At 71.2% G+C, this 18,053-nt stretch carries 17 protein-coding genes; 6 read left to right on the forward strand and 11 right to left on the reverse strand.

What is annotated here, in order from left to right:
* Window positions 1-95: 95 nt before the first annotated feature.
* Complete coding sequence (locus tag BGO15_RS04105; RefSeq protein ID WP_235557411.1) at window positions 96-797, reverse strand: nucleoside/nucleotide kinase family protein; 702 nt, start codon at window positions 795-797, stop codon at window positions 96-98.
* Window positions 798-1,051: 254 nt separating this feature from the next.
* On the opposite strand from BGO15_RS04105, the gene BGO15_RS04110 reads away from it, so the two are divergent.
* A complete protein-coding gene (locus BGO15_RS04110; protein WP_056206844.1) occupies window positions 1,052-1,780 on the forward strand; it encodes an SDR family oxidoreductase in 729 nt (242 codons plus the stop codon).
* A 39-nt stretch (window positions 1,781-1,819) separates the two neighbouring features.
* On the opposite strand, the gene BGO15_RS04115 is transcribed toward BGO15_RS04110, so the two are convergent.
* From BGO15_RS04115 to BGO15_RS04125, 3 genes are all read right to left on the reverse strand, one after another.
* The gene (locus tag BGO15_RS04115; RefSeq protein WP_082483026.1) at window positions 1,820-3,190 is read right to left on the reverse strand and encodes an MFS transporter; all 1,371 of its coding nucleotides are present in this window, start codon (window positions 3,188-3,190) and stop codon (window positions 1,820-1,822) included.
* A gap of 5 nt (window positions 3,191-3,195) precedes the next feature.
* Window positions 3,196-3,642: a MarR family winged helix-turn-helix transcriptional regulator gene (locus BGO15_RS04120; protein ID WP_045246467.1), complete on the reverse strand. Its 447-nt coding sequence runs from the start codon at window positions 3,640-3,642 to the stop codon at window positions 3,196-3,198.
* Window positions 3,643-3,738: 96 nt separating this feature from the next.
* Complete coding sequence (locus BGO15_RS04125; RefSeq protein WP_056519101.1) at window positions 3,739-5,325, reverse strand: DHA2 family efflux MFS transporter permease subunit; 1,587 nt, start codon at window positions 5,323-5,325, stop codon at window positions 3,739-3,741.
* An 83-nt stretch (window positions 5,326-5,408) separates the two neighbouring features.
* Between BGO15_RS04125 and BGO15_RS04130 the strand changes: the two genes are divergently transcribed.
* The 4 genes from BGO15_RS04130 to BGO15_RS04145 all read left to right on the forward strand — a co-directional run bounded on the left by BGO15_RS04130 (window position 5,409) and on the right by BGO15_RS04145 (window position 9,275).
* A complete protein-coding gene (locus BGO15_RS04130) occupies window positions 5,409-6,257 on the forward strand; it encodes an alpha/beta fold hydrolase (protein ID WP_056206841.1) in 849 nt (282 codons plus the stop codon).
* 95 nt (window positions 6,258-6,352) lie between these two features.
* Window positions 6,353-7,402 carry a lipoate-protein ligase LplAB gene (lplAB, locus tag BGO15_RS04135; RefSeq protein ID WP_045246474.1) on the forward strand — a complete coding sequence of 350 codons (1,050 nt, stop codon included), beginning with the start codon at window positions 6,353-6,355 and terminating at the stop codon, window positions 7,400-7,402.
* Window positions 7,381-8,259, forward strand: a complete 879-nt coding sequence (locus tag BGO15_RS04140; protein WP_056519100.1) for a DNA-methyltransferase — start codon at window positions 7,381-7,383, stop codon at window positions 8,257-8,259. The genes lplAB and BGO15_RS04140 overlap by 22 nt, the downstream gene beginning before the upstream one ends.
* A gap of 26 nt (window positions 8,260-8,285) precedes the next feature.
* Window positions 8,286-9,275 (forward strand): LLM class F420-dependent oxidoreductase, encoded by a 990-nt coding sequence (locus BGO15_RS04145; RefSeq protein WP_045246478.1) that lies wholly within the window; start codon window positions 8,286-8,288, stop codon window positions 9,273-9,275.
* Between the two features lie 56 nt (window positions 9,276-9,331).
* Here the strand turns inward: BGO15_RS04145 and BGO15_RS04150 are convergent, their stop codons facing one another.
* The 3 genes from BGO15_RS04150 to pgm form a co-directional block, all read right to left on the reverse strand.
* Window positions 9,332-10,111, reverse strand: a complete 780-nt coding sequence (locus BGO15_RS04150; RefSeq protein WP_056206830.1) for an alpha/beta fold hydrolase — start codon at window positions 10,109-10,111, stop codon at window positions 9,332-9,334.
* Window positions 10,108-11,094, reverse strand: coding sequence for a UDP-glucose 4-epimerase GalE (galE, locus tag BGO15_RS04155; RefSeq protein WP_056206828.1), 987 nt, complete (start codon window positions 11,092-11,094; stop codon window positions 10,108-10,110). Before galE ends, BGO15_RS04150 begins: the two co-directional genes overlap by 4 nt.
* 70 nt (window positions 11,095-11,164) lie before the next feature.
* The gene (gene pgm, locus BGO15_RS04160; RefSeq protein WP_056519097.1) at window positions 11,165-12,805 is read right to left on the reverse strand and encodes a phosphoglucomutase (alpha-D-glucose-1,6-bisphosphate-dependent); all 1,641 of its coding nucleotides are present in this window, start codon (window positions 12,803-12,805) and stop codon (window positions 11,165-11,167) included.
* Between the two features lie 52 nt (window positions 12,806-12,857).
* On the opposite strand from pgm, the gene pheA reads away from it, so the two are divergent.
* Complete coding sequence (pheA, locus tag BGO15_RS04165) at window positions 12,858-13,823, forward strand: prephenate dehydratase (RefSeq protein WP_235557410.1); 966 nt, start codon at window positions 12,858-12,860, stop codon at window positions 13,821-13,823.
* Here the strand turns inward: pheA and BGO15_RS04170 are convergent.
* The 4 genes from BGO15_RS04170 to BGO15_RS04185 form a co-directional block, all read right to left on the reverse strand.
* Entirely contained in the window at window positions 13,751-15,076 is a 1,326-nt protein-coding gene (locus tag BGO15_RS04170; RefSeq protein ID WP_056206825.1) for an MFS transporter, read from the reverse strand. The two genes, pheA and BGO15_RS04170, sit on opposite strands and share 73 nt — an antisense overlap.
* 29 nt (window positions 15,077-15,105) lie before the next feature.
* Window positions 15,106-16,149: an LLM class flavin-dependent oxidoreductase gene (locus BGO15_RS04175; protein WP_156454745.1), complete on the reverse strand. Its 1,044-nt coding sequence runs from the start codon at window positions 16,147-16,149 to the stop codon at window positions 15,106-15,108.
* Between the two features lie 52 nt (window positions 16,150-16,201).
* Window positions 16,202-17,539 (reverse strand): cryptochrome/photolyase family protein, encoded by a 1,338-nt coding sequence (locus BGO15_RS04180; RefSeq protein WP_056519093.1) that lies wholly within the window; start codon window positions 17,537-17,539, stop codon window positions 16,202-16,204.
* Window positions 17,540-17,615: 76 nt separating this feature from the next.
* Window positions 17,616-18,053: hypothetical protein (locus tag BGO15_RS04185; RefSeq protein WP_286747349.1), on the reverse strand; the 438-nt coding region annotated here is incomplete at its 5' end.

Below are 18,053 nucleotides of genomic sequence, written 5' to 3' on the forward strand. Positions count from 1 at the left end.
GAACACCTCGAAATCGACCTCGTTCAACGCCCGCACATGACCAAACTGACGAGACAACCCCCGCGCCTCCAACACCGGCGTCCTGGTTTCGATGGTCATCGGATGTCTCCTTCGGTCGGGGTGGCGTCGGCGGATGCCGTGTCGGCCACGCGGATGATGAGGTCGGCGCGGTCTCGCGCGGACTCGACGAGCTGGGCATTGGGCTCATCGACCGAACCGACCCAGTCGACGGCTTCGTCGTGGGGGTGCCCGTGCGATTCGCGACGGGCGACGAGGCGTCGCCGACGGATCGAGGGCTCGACCTCGAGGAACCAGGCCTCGTCGAGGAGCGGGGCGACCCGCTCCCAGCCGTGGCCGTCGTGGAGGAGGTAGTTCCCCTCGGTGATGATCAGAGGGACGTCAGCGGGCACGCACAGCGCGGATCCGATCGACTCCTCGAGGTCGCGGTCGAACACGGGTGCATAGATCGGGGTGCCGGACTGATCGCGCAACCGTGCGAGCAGGGCGATGTAGCCGTCGACGTCGAATGTGTCAGGGGCGCCCTTGCGGTCACGGCGGCCGAGCCGTCTCAGCTCGGCGTTCGCCAGATGGAAGCCGTCCATGCCGACGATGACGGCCTGCGCGCCGAGGGCGTCCTGCAGCTGCGCGCACACGGTGGACTTGCCCGCACCGGGCGTTCCGGTGATTCCGAGCACGCGGCGGGCACCGGTCGATGCGAGCGCACGGGCGCGGTCGATGAGCTCGACGACGTCGTGCGACACCGTCAGAGACGGTGGTGCGGCCGGGGGAGGGGTCACGTCGGACGGTTCCTTTTCGAGGCGACGTCAGCGTCGTTCGCTGCGTCGATGAAGCGGTTCGGAGGGGGCGTTCCCGAAGGAGCTTCCAGCACCGTAAGCTGGGCATGTCACCGGTGTCAAGCTTGATTCGATAACAACAATGACACCGGCGACACGACCGTCCTCCGCGGCGCATCCTGTGTGTCGCCACTGACGATCTGCCCCACGCGGCCGCGGCCGCAGCATCCCTTCAATGACGAACAGAGAGCACCTCCATGAACGAATTCCCAGGTCGAAGCATCCTCGTCACCGGTGCCGGCGGCGGCATCGGCGGCGCCATCGTCCGCCAGCTCGTGGCCGCCGGTGCACACGTGCTCGCTGCCGGCCGCACCGCGGACACCCTCGAGGCGATCGTCGCCGAGACCGGGGCTGAGCCGGTCGTGTTCGACCTCGAGTCCGAGGCCGAGATCCGCGCGGCGATCGAGGGTCGCGACATCTACGGCGTCGTGAACTGCGGCGGCTGGGGCGGCGAGATCGCGACCCCGATGGACACCGACATCGACGTCTTCGACAAGGTCATGAGCATCAACGCGCGCGGGTCGCTCCTGGTGACCAAGTACGCCTCGCGGGAGATGATCCGCGTCGGCGTCGGCGGTGCCATCGTCAACGTCTCGAGCCAGGCGAGCCTCGTCGCGCTGACCGGCCACATCTCCTACGGCTCATCCAAGGCCGCGCTCGACAACATCACGCGGGTCTCGGCGCTCGAGCTCGGCGGCTACGGCATCCGGGTGAACAGCGTGAACCCGACGGTCGTGATGACGCCGATGTCTGCCTGGTACTGGGGCCGTCCCGAGATCGAGGGTCCGTTCCTCGAGGCGATGCCGCTGCACAAGTGGGCGACGGAAGAGGACATCGCCGCGCCCGTCGTGTTCCTGCTGAGCGACGGTGCCGCGATGATCTCGGGCGTCTCGCTGCCGATCGACGGCGGCTACTCGAGCCGCTGACGTCGGCGACGCGTCCGCAGTGTGCGGCGCTGACCTGTCTCAGACCCCGCGCGGCACGGTGCGGTCGTGTCCGCTTCGGCGGCGGGGCGAGGCATCCGCGGGCAGTTCGATCGGCGTGGTGCCGGCGATCTCATCGCTGAACACCTCGGGAGTCGGCGCCGGCAGGCGCAGCGGACGGGTCTCGTCGATCGTCAGGAGGAACCGCCGCGTCTCGCTGCGGTGAAGGCGACCGGATGCCGCCAGCCAGCCGGCCCCGATGGCGCACGCGACCAGGCCCGCGATCGCGCCGACCTGGATGGCCGTGCGGGGCCCGAAGGTCGTCGCAACCCAGCCGGCGATCGGTGCGCCGATCGGCGTCGCTCCCATGATGACCGCCATGTACAGCGCGAGCACGCGTCCGCGCAGCGCCGGCGCCGTCGTCGTCTGCACGTAGCCGTTGGCGGTGGCGAGCATCGTGACGGTGCAGAGCCCCACGAACACGAGGGTCGCGGCGTAGAGCACGTAGACGGGCATCAGCGAGGAGACGAGCGAGATCACGCCGAACCCGCCGGTGGCGATGATGACCACCCGCATGCGTGCGCGGTCACGGCGGGCGGCGAGCAGCGCCCCCGCCAGGGAGCCGATCGCGAGCACCGAGCTCAGCAGCCCGTAGCCGTCGGCCTGCTTGCCGAACTCCAGCGCCATGGTCGACGCGAAGATCGGGAAGTTCATGCCGAATGCGGCCACCAGGAACACCATGATGAACGTGACGATGAGGTCGGGGCGGCCCGCGACGTAGCGGAAGCCGTCGGCGAGGCGTGCGGCTCCCGGCTCGCGCACGCGCGGCACGAGCTCGCCGGGGCGCATCAGCGAGAGGGCGAGGAGCATGGCGACGAAGGTGGCCGCGTTGATGAGGAACATCCAGCCGGTGCCGACCATCACGATGAGGATGCCGCCGACGCCCGGGCCGATCAGGCGGGCCATGTTGAACGACGCCGAGTTGAGTGCGACCGCGTTCGATGCGTTCTCGCGTGCGACGACGTCGGAGACGAATGCCTGGCGTGCCGGGGCGTCGAACGCGTTCACGACGCCGAGCGCGAGGGCGAAGACCCACATGAGCGGCAGGGTCAGGACGTGCGTGAGCAGCAGCACGCCGACCGTCACCGCGAGCATCGCCAGCAGGGTCTGGGTGACGTAGAGCAGGCGGCGTCGGTCGAAACGATCGGCGACCCAGCCGGTGACGCCGACCAGCAGCAGCGGGGGGCCGAACTGCAGCGCCATGGTGATGCCCATGGCCGTCGCGTCGTGGTTCGTCAGCTGCGTGAGCACGACCCAGTCCTGTGCGGTGGACTGCATCCACGCGCCGATGTTGGAGATGAGGGCGCCGCTGAACCACAGTCGGTAGTTGTAGACCGAGAGCGACCGGAACATGGCGCTCATCGCTCTGCCACCCGTCGCATGAGGGCGGCGGCGCGGGCGAGCACCTCGCGCTCGTCCTCGTCGAGGTCGGCGAGCACCGATTCGAGCCAGGCGTCGCGGCGGCGCACGGTCTCCTCCACGACCTCGCGACCCGCGGGGGTGAGCTCGATGTTCACCTTGCGGCGGTCGTCGTCGTCGGTGGTGCGGGTGAGGTAACCGGCCTCCTCGAGGCCGTTGACGGTGCGGTTCATCGACGGTGCGGTGACGCGTTCGCGGTCGGCGAGCTCACCGAGGGTGTGCAGCCCGTGCATCTTGAGTGCCGCGAGCACCGCGAACTGCCCGTCGCTCATGGTGTCGACGGCGCGCTGCGCGCGCAGGCGTCGGGCGAGCCGGAACGTGGCCATCCGCAGATCGGATGCCGCGGCCGACAGCTCGGGGGCGGGGGCATCCTCGGGGCTGGTCATCGTGATCGTTAGCCTAACAAATTAGCCATGCTAAGTAAATCTCAACGGCGCATCGCGCCTCAGCGCCCGGAACGCGGTCACGCGGCAGGGCGTCGGTCAGCCCACGGCGGTCTCCGGGTCGCGGCGGCGTTCGAGCGCGGTCGTCGCGAGCAGGCCGATCGCGAGGAACCCGGCCGCCGAGAAGGCGGAGAGGCGGGTGCCCTCGGAGAGAGCCGCCTTCGCATCGTCGGCGATCGCCGCCGTCTGCGGGTTCTCGGCGAGTCCCGCGATCGCCCCGCCGGCGGAGTCGACGACGGCGCTCACGATCTGGTCGCGCTGCGCCGATGGCACGCCGGCGTCGTCGAGCTTCGCGCCGAGGATGCCCGCCGTCGAGGTGAACAGCACCGTGCCGAGGATCGCGATGCCGAGCGCGGAGCCCACCTGGCGCGAGGTCGACTGCGTGCCCGACCCCTGCCCGGACAGTTCGACCGGCACATCCTGCAGCACCACGCCGGTCAGCTGCGCGGTGGCGAGCCCCACGCCCATGCCGTAGACGAACAGCGCCGGCAGTAACCAGCCCCACGCGGCATCCGGTGCGACGACCCAGCCGACCGCGGCGATGCCGATGATCTCGAGCCCGATGCCGATGCGCACGATCGTCGCGGGCGACACGCGACCGCTCGTCGCGCCGGCGAACCCGCTCGCCACGAACGAGCCGACGGCGAGGGCGAGCAGCACGAGACCTGTCTGCAGGGCGTCGAAGCCGAGCACGAACTGCAGCCACAGGGGGAGGGAGAGGATGATGCCGAACTCGCCGAGGGAGACGACCATCGCGGCGACGTTGCCGTTGCGGAACGACGAGATGCGGAACAGCGACAGCTCGAGCAGAGTGCCGTGCCCCTGCCGTGAGCGCCGGACCTCCCAGACGAGGAACGCGAGGAGCGCGAGCGCCGCGAGGGCGAAGGCGAAGGGGATGGGCGAGACGCCCCACGTCCACGTGACGCCGCCGATCCGCAGCTGCTGGTCGGTCGTCCACCAGCCGTAGGTGCGGCCCTCGATGAGCCCGAACACGAGGGCGCCGAACAGCACGACCGACAAGGCCGCACCGACGATGTCGAGGCCGCCGGTGCGGGTCTCGCGCGATTCGGCGATCGTGAGCAGCACGCCGATGACGATCACGACGGCGAACGGGATGTTGATGCCGAACGCCCAGCGCCACGAGAAGTCGGTGGTCAGCCAGCCGCCGAGGAGGGGTCCGACGGCGGCCATGCCGCCGATGGTCGAACCCCAGACCGCGAACGCGATCCCGCGCTCGCGGCCGCGGAAGGTGGCGTTCAGCAGCGAGAGCGTCGACGGCAGCATCATCGCGCCGCCGACCCCCTGCAGGAGTCGCGCGGCGATGAGTGCGTCGCCCGACGGGCTGAGGGCGGCGACGAGAGAGGAGAGGGCGAAGATCACGACGCCGATGAGCAGCATCCTCCGGCGACCGAAGCGATCGGCGAGGCTGCCGAACATCAGCAGCAGCGACGCGAACACGAGGGTGTAGGCCTCCTGCACCCACTGCACCTGGGTCGACGTGATGCCGAGCTCGTCGACGATCGAGGGGATCGCCACGTTCACGATCGTGGAGTCGACGATGATGAGCGCGACGGCGAGGCTGATGAAGACGAGTCCGAACCAGCGGCGGCGGGCAAGATCGGCCATTTAGCTCTCTTTTCTAGCGAACTTCAGTCATGCGAAGACTACGCCTGTCGCTGGCCGCCCACACCCGTCCCTAGACTCGGCACATGCCCGCGTTCGTCGATGCACACGGCGTCACCGTCGTCTACGACCACCACCCCGCCGTCACCACCCCGCGCGCCGTCGTGCAGCTGCTGCATGGCGTCGGCGAGCACGCCGGCCGGTACGGCGCCCTCATCGACGCGCTGACCGCCGACGGCTACATCGTCTACGCCGACGATCACCGCGGCCACGGCCGTACCGGACTGCAGCAGTGGGGCGATCACGCCAAACTCGGCCACCTCGGCGCCGGCGGCCACCCCGCTGCGGTCGCCGCCGTGTGGCAGCTCACCGGCATCATCCGGCGCGAGAACCCCGACCTGCCGCTCGTGCTGCTCGGGCACTCGTGGGGCTCGTTCCTCGCGCAGATCCTCGTCAACGAGCACCCCGACGCGTACGACGCGCTCGTGCTCTCCGGGTCGGCGCTGCGCCTGCCGGGCACCCTCAACGCCGGCGACCTCAACGCGCCGTGGAAGGCGTCGACCGCCAACGGCACGGAGTGGCTCTCGAGCGACCCGGCTGTCGGCCAGGCGTTCCTCGACGACCCGCTCACCGTCTCGGTGCCACTGCTGCGCCTGTTCGGTGTGATCGACGCCGCACGGCTGTTCGGGCGTCCGCGCAAGAACCTCGGTCGCGACATCCCGACCCTTCTCCTGGTGGGCAAGGAGGACACCGTCGGCGGACCCCGCAGCGTGCACAAGCTCGCCGACGCCTATCGCAGCCGCTCGGGCTTCACCGACGTGACCACGCTCGTCTACCCCGGCGGTCGTCACGAGATCTTCAACGAGGTCATGCAGCAGGACGTCCGCGGCGACCTGCTCGCCTGGCTCGACCGGCGCTTCGCGGCCCGCGACTGACGCGGGGCACCTGACATCGGCGCCCGGGGCCGATCGCCGAGCCGCGGGCGCGACCGGCGGGCCGCGGCATCCGTCGTCGTTCTAGGCTGAGAGCCGTGCACGGTGAGTACAAGGTCCCGGGGGGCAAGCTGGTCGTCGTCGACCTCGATGTCGAACACGGCCGCATCGCGAACGCCCACGTCGCGGGCGATTTCTTCCTCGAGCCCGATGATGCGCTCGCCTCGATCGACGCCGCGCTGAACGGCCTCCCCGAAGAGACGGATGCCGCGGCCATCGCGCAGGCGGTGCGATCGGCCCTTCCCGAGGGAGCCCAGCTGCTCGGCTTCACGCCCGAGTCGATCGGCACCGTCGTGCGCCGGGCGCTCGTGCGGGCTCCGGGCTGGAAGGACTTCGACTGGGAGGTGGTGCACGACGGACCGGTCTCGCCGCGCATGAACCTCGCCCTCGACGAGGTGCTCACGACCCGCGTCGGCGATGGGCGCCGCGCTCCCACCCTGCGCCTGTGGGAGTGGGACGAGTCGGCCGTCGTGATCGGCTCGTTCCAGTCGCTGCGCAACGAGGTCGATCCGGCGGGCGCCGCGCGTCACGGCTTCGATGTCGTGCGCCGCATCTCGGGCGGCGGCGCGATGCTCATGGGCGCGAACTCGATCGTGACGTACTCGCTCTACGTGCCGGCGACGCTCGTGGCGGGCATGACGTTCGCCGACTCCTACGCGTTCCTCGACGACTGGGTGCTCGTGGCGCTGCGCTCACTCGGCATCGACGCGGTCTACCAGCCCCTCAACGACATCACCGGCCCGCACGGGAAGATCGGCGGCGCCGCGCAGAAGCGGCTCGCGAACGGCGGCGTGCTGCATCACGCGACCCTCAGCTACGACATGGACGGCCAGGTGATGACCGAGGTGCTGCGCATCGGCCGGGAGAAGCTGAGCGACAAGGGCACGGTCTCCGCGGCCAAGCGCGTCGACCCGCTGCGGAGCCAGACGGGGCTGTCGCGCGAGGAGATCATCGACCGCTTCATCGACACCTTCACAAACCTCTACGGCGCCCACGCCGGACATATCACCGAAGAGGAATACGCCGAGGCCGAGGCGCTCGTCGCGTCGAAGTTCGCGACGGACGCATGGCTGCACCGGGTGCCGTGACCGGCGACGTCGTCATCCATCAGGGCGACAACCTCGAGGTCGCACGCTCATTGCCGGCCGGCGCCTTCACCGTCGTCTACCTCGACCCGCCGTTCAACACCGGGCGCGAACGCACCCGTGCCGTCGAGACGGTGACGTGGACGCGCGACGCCGAGGGTGAGACGGATGCCGCGACCCGCCGCGGCTTCCACGGTCGCGACTATGAGCGGCTCCGCGGCGACCTGCGCACCTACGACGACAGGTTTGACGACTACTGGGGGTTCCTCGAGCCGCGGCTCGTCGAGGCGTGGCGGCTGCTCGCCGACGACGGCACGCTGTACCTCCACCTCGACTACCGCGAGGTGCACTACGCGAAGGTGCTGCTCGATGCCCTCGTCGGTCGCGACCACTTCCTCAACGAGATCGTCTGGGCCTACGACTACGGCGGCAAGACGCGCCGCCGCTGGCCGCCCAAGCACGACACGATCCTCGTCTACGTGAAGGATCCCGCCCGGTACTGGTTCGACGCCGACGCGGTCGACCGTGAGCCCTACATGGCGCCCGGGCTCGTCACCCCCGAGAAGGCCGCGCGCGGCAAGCTCCCGACGGACGTCTGGTGGCACACGATCGTGCCGACGACCGGGCGGGAGAAGACCGGGTATCCCACGCAGAAGCCCGAGGGGGTGCTGCGGCGGATCGTCGCGGCATCCAGCCGGCCGGGCGACACCGTTCTCGACCTCTTCGCCGGCAGCGGAACGACCGGGGCGGTGGCCGCGGCCCTCGGCCGCCACGCGGTGCTCGTCGACGACAACCCCGAGGCGATCGCGGTGATGAGGGCGCGGATGCCCCGGGCCCGCCTCGCGACCGACGTGCCATGAGCGACGCCCGGCCCTAACCTGGTTCGGTGCGTTTCGGAATCTTCATCCCCCAAGGCTGGCGTCACGACCTCGTCGACATCGATCCCGCGGACCATTGGCGGGTGATGGCCTCGCTCGCGCAGCGCGCGGACGAGGGCACCGCCTGGGAGTCCATCTGGGTCTACGACCACTTCCACACCGTTCCGGTGCCGAGCGAGGAGGCCACCCACGAGGCGTGGACGCTGATGTCGGCGTTCGCGGCCTCGACCGGCCGCATCCGTCTCGGCCAGATGTGCACGTGCACCGGCTACCGCAATCCGGCCTACCTCGCCAAGGTCGCCGCGACGGTCGATGTGATCTCGGGCGGGCGTCTCGAGATGGGCATCGGCGCCGGCTGGTACGAGCACGAATGGCGCGCATACGGCTACGGATTCCCGGATGCCCCGCAGCGACTGCGTCAGCTCGGCGAGGGCGTGGAGATCATGACGCGTGCGTGGCGGGACGGCGAGGTCACGTTCTCGGGTCGCGAGTACCAGGTCGACGGCGCGATCGTGCGCCCGCTTCCGCTGCAGCAGGGCGGCATCCCGTTGTGGGTCGCCGGCGGCGGCGAGAAGGTCACGCTGAAGATCGCCGCGAAGCACGCGCAGTACACGAACTTCAGCTCCGATCCCGAGACATTCGTGCGCAAGCGCGACATCCTGCATTCTCACTGCGCAGCGATCGGGCGCGACCCGCGCGAGATCACGCTGAGCGCCAACTTCTCGACCGTCGTCGCGGCGACCGATGCGGAGGTCGCCGACCGACTCGACGCGATCGAGGCGCGGCTCGCGCCCTACCTCGGTGACGCGATCGGCGGCTACATGGCCGAATACCGCTCGGGCGCGGCGCTCGTGGGCACGCCCGCGATGATCGTCGAGCGGCTGCGCGCGCTGCAGGCCGAGGGACTTGCGTACGCGATCCACTACTTCCCCGAGCACGCCTACGACCGCACCGGCGTCGACCTGTTCGAGCGCGAGGTCGTGCCGGCCCTGCGCTGACGCGGCGGCGCCGGGCACGGCATGCCGGCGCCGTGCGGGCGGCGCCCGGCCGGCGCTCAGCCGCGCACGAAGTCGACGATCGCCGTGAGGGCGGCCTCGGTGTCGAGCTGCGGGGCGTGACGGGCGCCGGGCACCTCGACCAGGGTGGCGCCGGGCACGGATGCCGCCACACGCCGCCCGTTCTCGGGAGGCGTGATGCGGTCGTCGGCGCCGTGCACGACGAGCGTGGGCGCCGTGATGCGCGCGAGCTCATCCCACGCGTCGTGCGTCGACGACGCCTGGAAGTGGCCCCGGCGCACCGGGATCGCCGCGTCGCGGCGGGTGAACAGCGAGATCGCTTGTGGATTGTCGGCGATGTAGGCGTCGGAGAAGAAATAGGGCGCGAGCACATCGCCGGTGCCGTTCGCGAGCGCGGAGGTGGCGGCATCCTCTCGGCGCATCCCCCGCGCATCGCCGCCCGTCGTCGACACCAGCACGAGCCGGTCGACGAGCTCCGGGCGATCGATGGCGAGCCACTGCGCGACCCGGCCCCCCATCGAGTGCCCGATCACCGCCGCGGGCGCGATGTCGAGTGCCTCGATCACGGTGGCCGCATCGCGGGCGAGCGACCGCGTCGACCATTCGGCCGCCTCGCCCACCGAGCTCCCGCCGATCCCGCGGTGATCGTAGACAGTGACTCGCCCGACAGCGGTGAGTGCGGGCAGCACCGGATCCCACGACGTCGCGCTCACCCCTTGGCCGGCGATCAGCAGCAGTTCGCGCGTCCCGGCGCCGGTCTGACGCCAGACGAGGTCGGCGCCGTCGGCGGTGGTGACGACACCGGCGCGGTCGCTCACGCGGGCGCGGTCGCCGCGCGGCGGGCGTCCCAGCCCGAGCGCACCATCTCATCGACGGTGTAGCGCATGCGCCAGTCGAGGTCGCGTGCGGCCAGGTCTCCGGTCGCGACGATGCGATCGGGGTCGCCGCTGCGCCGCGGCCCGATCTCGGGGGCGAAGTCGACGCCCGTCACGCGGGCCACGGCGGTCATGATCTCCTTGACCGACAGGCCGTTCTGGGAGCCGAGGTTGTAGGCCGGCTCGACCGGTTCTCCGGCGGCCAGTCGTCGCGCGGCGACGACATGGGCTGAGGCGATGTCCGCGACGTGCACATAGTCGCGCACGTTCGTGCCGTCCGGGGTGTCGTAGTCGTCACCGTTGATGCGGGGCACCTCGCCGGCGATCAGCTTCTCGAAGACGATCGGGAACAGGTTGTGGGGGCTCACGTCGTACACGCTCGGGTCGCCCGATCCGACGACGTTGAAGTAGCGCAGAGAGGTGTGCCGCAGCGGATGCTCCGTCCCGGCCGTCGCGATCCCCTGGTCACGGATCAGCCACTCGCCGATCAGCTTCGACTCGCCGTAGGGCGACGCGGGGCGTTTGGGCAGGTCCTCGGTGACGAGCGGAACGTCGGGGGTGCCGTAGACGGCGGCGCTCGACGAGAACACGAGGTTGGTGACGTTCGTCGTCGCCATCGCGGCGAGCACGACACGCGTGCCGTCGACGTTCTGCTCGTACGTGTGCAGGGGACGCTGCACGGAGACGCCCGCGTACTTGTAGCCGGCGACGTGGATGACCCCCGTCACGTCATGATCCCGCAACGCGCTCTCGACCAGCTCGCGGTCGAGGATCGAGCCCCGCACGAACGCGACGCCGTCGGGCACGAAGGAGGCGACGCCGCTCGACAGGTCGTCGAGCACGACGGGGGTCAGCCCGTCGGTGGCGAGGGCGCGGACGATGTGGGCACCGATGTATCCGGCACCGCCGGTGACAAGCCAGCTCATGCGTCCATCCTGGCAGGCGCGCCCGGTGCTCGCGTCCGCGCCGGTGCTGCGCTCAGACGGATGCCGCGGCTCAGCCGCCGAGCGCGGCCGTGACGACCTCGCGCGCCTGCTCCTGCACCTCGCGCAGGTGCGCCTCTCCGCGCAGCGACTCGGCGTAGAGCTTGTAGACGTCCTCCGTGCCCGACGGGCGCGCTGCGAACCAGGCGTGCTCGGTGACGACCTTCAGCCCGCCGATCGCCGCACCATTGCCGGGCGCGTGCGAGAGCTTCGCCACGATCTCCTCGCCGGCGAGGGTGGTCGCGGTGACCGCGTCGGGGGCGAGCTTCGCGAGCGCCGCCTTCTGGGACGGGGTGGCCGCGGCATCCACGCGTTGGTAGACCGACGACCCGTAGGTCTCCTCGAGCTCGGCGTAGCGCTGCGACGGGGTCTTCCCGGTGACCGCGAGGATCTCGGCGGCGAGCAGGCACAGCAGGATGCCGTCCTTGTCGGTCGTCCAGACGCTGCCGTCCATGCGCAGGAACGATGCGCCCGCCGACTCCTCGCCGCCGAACGCGACCGACCCGTCGAGCAGGCCCGGTACGAACCACTTGAACCCGACCGGCACCTCGTACAGGTCGCGGCCGAGCGCCTCGACCACACGGTCGATGATCATCGACGAGACGAGCGTCTTGCCGACGGCCGCGGCATCCGACCAGCCGGGACGGTGCGAGAACAGGTAGTCGATCGCGACTGCCAGGTAGTGGTTCGGGTTCATGAGACCCGCGTCGGGGGTGACGATGCCGTGGCGGTCGGCATCGGCGTCGTTGCCGGTGAGCAGGTCGTACTCGTCGCGGCGGGCGACGAGCGAGGCCATCGCCGAGGGGGAGGAGGGGTCCATCCGGATCTTCTCGTCCCAGTCGAGGGTCATGAACCTCCAGGTGGGGTCGACCTCGGGGTTCACGACGGTGAGGTCGATCCCGTAGTGCTCGGCGATCAGCGCCCAGTAGTCGACCGAGGCCCCGCCCAGCGGGTCGGCGCCGATGCGGACGCCGGCCTTCTTGATGGCGGCGATGTCGATGATCGAGTCGAGGTCGCGCACGTACGCCTCACGGAAGTCGTACTCGCCGAGCGCGTCGCCGTCGATGTCGGAGTAGCGCGTGCGGCGCACGCCCTCGAGCCCGTCGGCGATGAGGGCGTTCGCGCGGTCGGCGATCCATCCGGTCGCGTCGGTGTCGGCGGGACCGCCGTGGGGCGGGTTGTACTTGAAGCCGCCGTCGCGGGGCGGGTTGTGGCTCGGGGTGACGACGATGCCGTCCGCTCGACCCGGGTCGGAATCCTCGCGGCCCCGGTTGTAGGTGAGGATGGCATGGCTGAGTGCCGGGGTCGGCACCCACGAGTCGCGGGAGTCGACGCGCACGTCGACGCCGTTCGCGACCAGCACTTCGATGGCGGTGCGCTCGGCGGGAAGGCTCAGGCCGTGGGTGTCGCGCCCGAGGAAGAGGGGCCCGGCGATGCCCTGCGCGGCGCGGTAGTCGACGATCGCCTGGGTGGTCGCGAGGATGTGGGTCTCGGTGAAGCTCGTCGACAGGCTCGAGCCGCGGTGCCCGCTGGTGCCGAATGCGACCCGCTGCTCCGGCACGGTCGGGTCGGGGATGCGGTCGTAGTAGGCGGAGATCAGTTCATCGACGTCGATCAGATCGGATGCTTCGGCGGGCTGTCCAGCGCGGCTCATGCGCACAGTCTGACACCCGCGCGCATGTTCTGCGCGGCTAGGCTTTGTCCCCGTGACGATCGACGCGCCCGAGGCCGATGCCCCTCGCCGCACCTACAGCTACCTCGGCCCCGCCGGAACCTTCACGGAGGCCGCCCTCGCTCAGGTGCCGGAGGCGCGCGAGCACGTGTGGCGCCCCGTGCGCAATGTGGGCGAGGCGCTTGCCGACGTGGTCGAGGGGCGGTCCGACGCAGCGATGATCGCGATCGAGAACTCGGTCGACGGTGGCGTCTCCACCGCGCAGGATGCCCTCGCGACGACGCCGGGCCTGCGCATCGTGGGCGAATACCTCGTCCCGGTGCGTTTCGTGCTGGTCGGCCGCCCCGGCAGCCGGCTCGAGGACGTGTCGCTGATCGCGGCCCACCCGGTCGCCTACGCGCAGAGCCTGCGCTGGTTGAGCGAGACCCTTCCGGCGCACGCGCACCTTCCCGCGGCGAGCAATGTGGCCAGCGCGCTGGGGCTGCTCGACGGGTCGAGTCCCGCGGACGCGGCCATCGCCCCGCCGGGCATCACCGAGCATCACGAACTCGAGGTGCTCGCCGAGGACATCGGCGACAACCCCAACGCCGTGACCCGGTTCGTGCTGGTCAGCCGCACGGTCGCACCGCCGGCGCCGACGGGTGCCGACAAGACCTCGCTCATCGTCGAGCTCCCCGAGGACCACCCCGGCGCGCTGCTCGAGCTTCTCGAGCAGTTCGCCACCCGTGGCATCAACCTCTCGCTGCTGGCCTCGCGTCCGGTGGGCGACGAGCTGGGCCGCTACCGCTTCGTGATCGACGCCGATGGGCACATCCGTGATGAGCGCATGGCCGACGCGCTCATGGGCCTGCGCCGGTTCAGTCCGAAGGTGATCTTCCTCGGGTCGTACGCCCGAGCGGACCGCGCGATCGTGCACTACCCCGACCGCTACTCCGACGAGGTGTTCGTCGAGGCGCGGGACTGGCTGCGCGGGCTCGTGAGCGGCGAGCCGGAGGACTGACCCGCCCGCCGCGGCGTGAAGAACACGTACACGACCGTGCTCACCGCGACGAGCACGAGCACGTAGCCGGTGAACCCCACGGTCCCGCCGCCCGCCGCGCTCGCGTGATAGATCATGGGCGCCGTGCCGCCGAAGAGCGAGTTGGCGATCGCGTACCCGAACCCGACGCCCAGAGCACGCACCTCGGGTGGGAACGCCTCCGCCTTGGCGACCGTGTTGACCGACAGGTAGCCGGCGAGCGCGACGAAGCCGCCGACGAGCAGCCCGAGCAGAGTCCACGGTGACGACGTCTGCGGCACGAGCCACAGCAGCGGCACCGTCGTCACGAGCGCGCCGACGCCGAAGAAGACGAGCAGCGCCCGCCAGCCGATGCGGTCGCTCAGCGCGCCGCCGATCGGCTGCAGCAGCATGAGCACGACGAGGGCCACGAGAACGGATGCCGCGGCCGCCGTCTCGGCCGCGGCCCCGCCGGTCGCGAAGGCGCTGTCGCGGGCGAGGGTCGGGAGGGTGACGGTATCGGTGTAGAAGACGACGGTGCCGCCCGCCGTCATGAGGATGACCCAGACGAGCGCCCCGGCGTGCTCGCGCAGCAGCACGCGCATCGATCCGCCCTGAGCGCGGGCGGCGTTCTCTGCGCGGCGCGGGATCGCGAGGAGCGAGGCGGCGGCGGCCAGGGCCGCGACCGCGAACACGGCGCGCCAGCCCCACGCCGCGATCGCGGGCCGGTCGACGGTGACGAGGAGGACCAGCAGGGCCGCCTGGGCGAGCACCTGGCCGCCGACGATGGTCGCGCTCTGCAGCGAGGAGAACAGGCCGCGGCGGCCGGCGGGGGCGAGTTCGGCGAGGTAGACGGCGGATGCCGCGTACTCGCCGCCCGCGGCGATGCCCTGAACGAGGCTCGCGACGAGCAGCACGACCGCGGCTCCCGCGCCGATCGCGGCGTGCGTCGGGCTCAGGGCGAGGACGAGCGTGCACACGGCCATGAGCAGCACGCTGGCGCGCAGCGCCCGGGCTCGGCCGCGGCGGTCGGCGAGGCGCCCGAACAGCCACGAGCCGAGCGGGCGTGCGGCGAATGCGAGGGCGAACGCGCCGTAGACGAACACGAGGGCGTGCGCGTCGTCGGCGGCGAAGAACTCGTGACGGAAGTAGGGCGCGAACGTCGCGTAGGCGTACAGATTCAGCCACTGGGCGAGGTTCGGCAGCGATGCCCGCACGACGGCCCCGCCGAATCCCCTCCCGCGCTCGCCGCCCACGGCATCACCCTAGAGGGCGAGGGAGCTGCTCACGCGGCGAGCGGCGCGAGCAGCTCGAGGGTGCGGGCACGGCCGGGTGCGGCATCCATCGGCTCGTCGTCGTGGGCGCCCGCGACGGGCGAGATCATGACCTCGTCGAGCCCGTGTCGCGCCGCGAAATCGGAGAGGCGGCGGCGCACGTCGTCGCCGTCGCCGATGAACCAGGTCGATTCCGCCCACGCCCGGAAAGGCGCCGACAGGCCGTCCTCGGCCTCGGCGGCGGCCGCCTGCTCGACCGTCTCGAGGGCGATGAGAGGGCGGCCCGAGCGCAGCCGCGCCATCATGCGGATCTGCGGCAGCGCGCGTGCCGCTGCCTCGTCCGCGGTGTCGGCCGCGACGATGTTGGCGGTGAGGAAGGTCACGGGTGCCGGGTGCTGCTCGCTCGGTTGGTACTGCTCGCGGTACAGCGACAGGGCGCGCTCGAGGCCGTCGCCCGAGAAGTGGTTGGCGAACACGTACGGCAGGCCCATCGAGGCGGCGAGCTGCGCCGAGTAGTCGCTCGACCCGAGCAGCCACACCTGCGGTTGCGACGTCGCGGCCGGGGTGGCGGTCACACCGTACGTGCCACCAGAGGTGAACTGCACGGTCGCGCCCTGCGGGCTCGTGATCGAGAGGATGTCGCGGATGTGGTCGGGGAAGCGCTCCACGTCGCTCGTCGTGCCCGAGCGGTGCAGCAGCTGGGTGATGACCGGGTCGCTGCCGGGCGCGCGCCCGATTCCGAGGTCGATGCGGCCGGGCGCGAGGGCCTCGAGCGCCGCGAACTGCTCGGCGACGACGAGCGGCGAGTGGTTGGGAAGCATGACGCCGCCCGAACCCACCCGGATGCGCGACGTGCGGGCCGCGGCCGCGGCGATCAGCACGGGCGGCGTCGTCGAGGCGACGGCCGGCATGTTGTGGTGCTCGGCGAACCAGTAGCGCGTGTAGCCGAGCTCGTCGGCGCGGTGGGCGAGCGAGAGGGATGCCGCGACCGCCGCGGCGCTCGTCTGGTGGGTGCGCACGGGCACGAGGTCGAGGACGGAAAGGGCGGTGCTCATCGTGTGCTGCAACGGGGAGGCCGCGGCATCCATTCCCCGGCCGCCCGTGCCGTCAGGCGCGGGAGCGCTTCACCTCGTCGTAGGCCGCCAGGGCGGCGCGCCGCGTGTCGCCGAGGTCGACGAGCGGCGGCACGTCGGCCCAATCGGGCGCCCAGCGGTCGATGTAGCGGTGCTGCGGGTCGAACTTCTGCGCCTGGGTCTCGGGGTTGAAGATGCGGAAGTAGGGTGCCGCGTCGGCACCGGAGCCCGCGACCCACTGCCAGTTGAACGGGTTCGCCGCCTCGTCGGCGTCGACGAGTGTGTCCCAGAACCACTCCTCGCCGCGCCGCCAGTCGATGAGCAGGTTCTTGATGAGGAATGATGCCGCAACCATCCGCACCCGGTTGTGCATGACCCCGGTGTGCCACAGCTCCCGCATGCCGGCATCGACCAGGGCGATGCCGGTGCGGCCGTGCTGCCAGGCGTGCAGCGCCGCCGGATGCGGCCGCGGCCAGGGGAAGGCATCGAACTCGCGCCGCAGGTTCTCGGTGTGCAGGTCGGGGGCGTGGAAGAGGGTGTGCCAGGCGAACTCGCGCCAGCCGATCTCCGAGAGGAACCGCCCGGTGTCCTTCCCGGATGCCGCGGCCGCATGCCACACCTGGTGCGGGCTCAGCTCACCCCACCGCAGCCGCGGCGACAGCCCCGAGGTGACGCCGGCGGCCGGCTCGTCGCGCGCACGGTCGTAGTCGTCCACGTCGTCGGCGAGGAACTGCGCAAGGCGCCGGCGCGCGGCGATCTCGCCCGGCTCCCACGTCTCGCGCAGCCCGCCCGCCCAGTCGGGGTTCGTCGGCAGCAGCGCCCAGTCGTCGAGCGCGTCGCTTCGGGGGAGCGTCTGCGGCGCGACGAGCTCGCGGGGCTCGGGCAGCGGCGCGCGCGGCGCCGGCAGGTTCAGGCAGGCGCGCCAGAACGGCGTGAAGACGGCGTAGTGCCCGCCCGACCCGGTGCGCACCGTCCACGGCTCGAACAGCAGCGATGCGGCGAACGAGGCGACCTCGACCCCGTCGTCCCGCAGCCGTGCCTTCAGGGCGGTGTCCATCTCGCGCGCAGGTCCGCCGTAGCGGCGGTTCCAGAAGACGGCGGATGCCGCGGCATCCTGCACGACCTGCGGCACCACCTCGCGAGCGCGGCCCCGGCGCAGTACGAGGGCGCCGCCGCGCTCGCGCAGGCGCTCTCCGAGGTCGGCGAGCGAGTGGTGCAGCCACCAGCGGGCCGCGCCGCCGAGGGGCCGCACCTCCTCCGATGTGTCGAGCACGTAGAGGCCGATCACCGGTTCTCCGCGGTCGACGGCCGCGCGCAGGGCGGGGTTGTCGGCGAGGCGCAGGTCGTCGCGGAACCAGACGATCGAGGTCATGCCATGACCGTACGGCCGAGATGCGGCCGCTGCCGAGGGTTGACACCGACAGTGGATGCCGCCTCCCGCCGCTCGCTCACGTGAACTGATCGATGTTCAGCACGAGGGGGCGCGAGAGCCGGCCGTCGACGGTCGCGATGACGGTGATGGTCGCCAGGCGGAGCGCGATCGGGTCGAGTCCGTCGACGGAGACGTAGACCGTGCTGCCGAGTCGGAACACCTCGGTGCCGGTGCGATCGAGAGCGGTGACCGACACCGTCGCTCCCGGCGGCACGTCGACGGCGAAGAAGAGGCTGTCGGTTGTGGCGCCGTGGACCCACAGCCCGCCGCGGAACTGCGGTGTGGCGGGAACGGTCGGTGTCGACCCGTCGACTCCTGACGGCACCGTGGGAGTGGGAGTGGGAGTGGGAGTGGGAGTGGGAGTGGGAGTGGGAGTCGGGGTCGGAGTGGCGGTCGGGGTCGATGTCGGCGTCGGCGTCGGCGTTGGGGTCGGGGTCGGGGTCGATGTCGGCGT

Origin of the sequence: Microbacterium sp. 71-23 (assembly GCF_001897265.1) — a bacterium.
Lineage (GTDB): Bacteria > Actinomycetota > Actinomycetes > Actinomycetales > Microbacteriaceae > Microbacterium > Microbacterium ginsengisoli.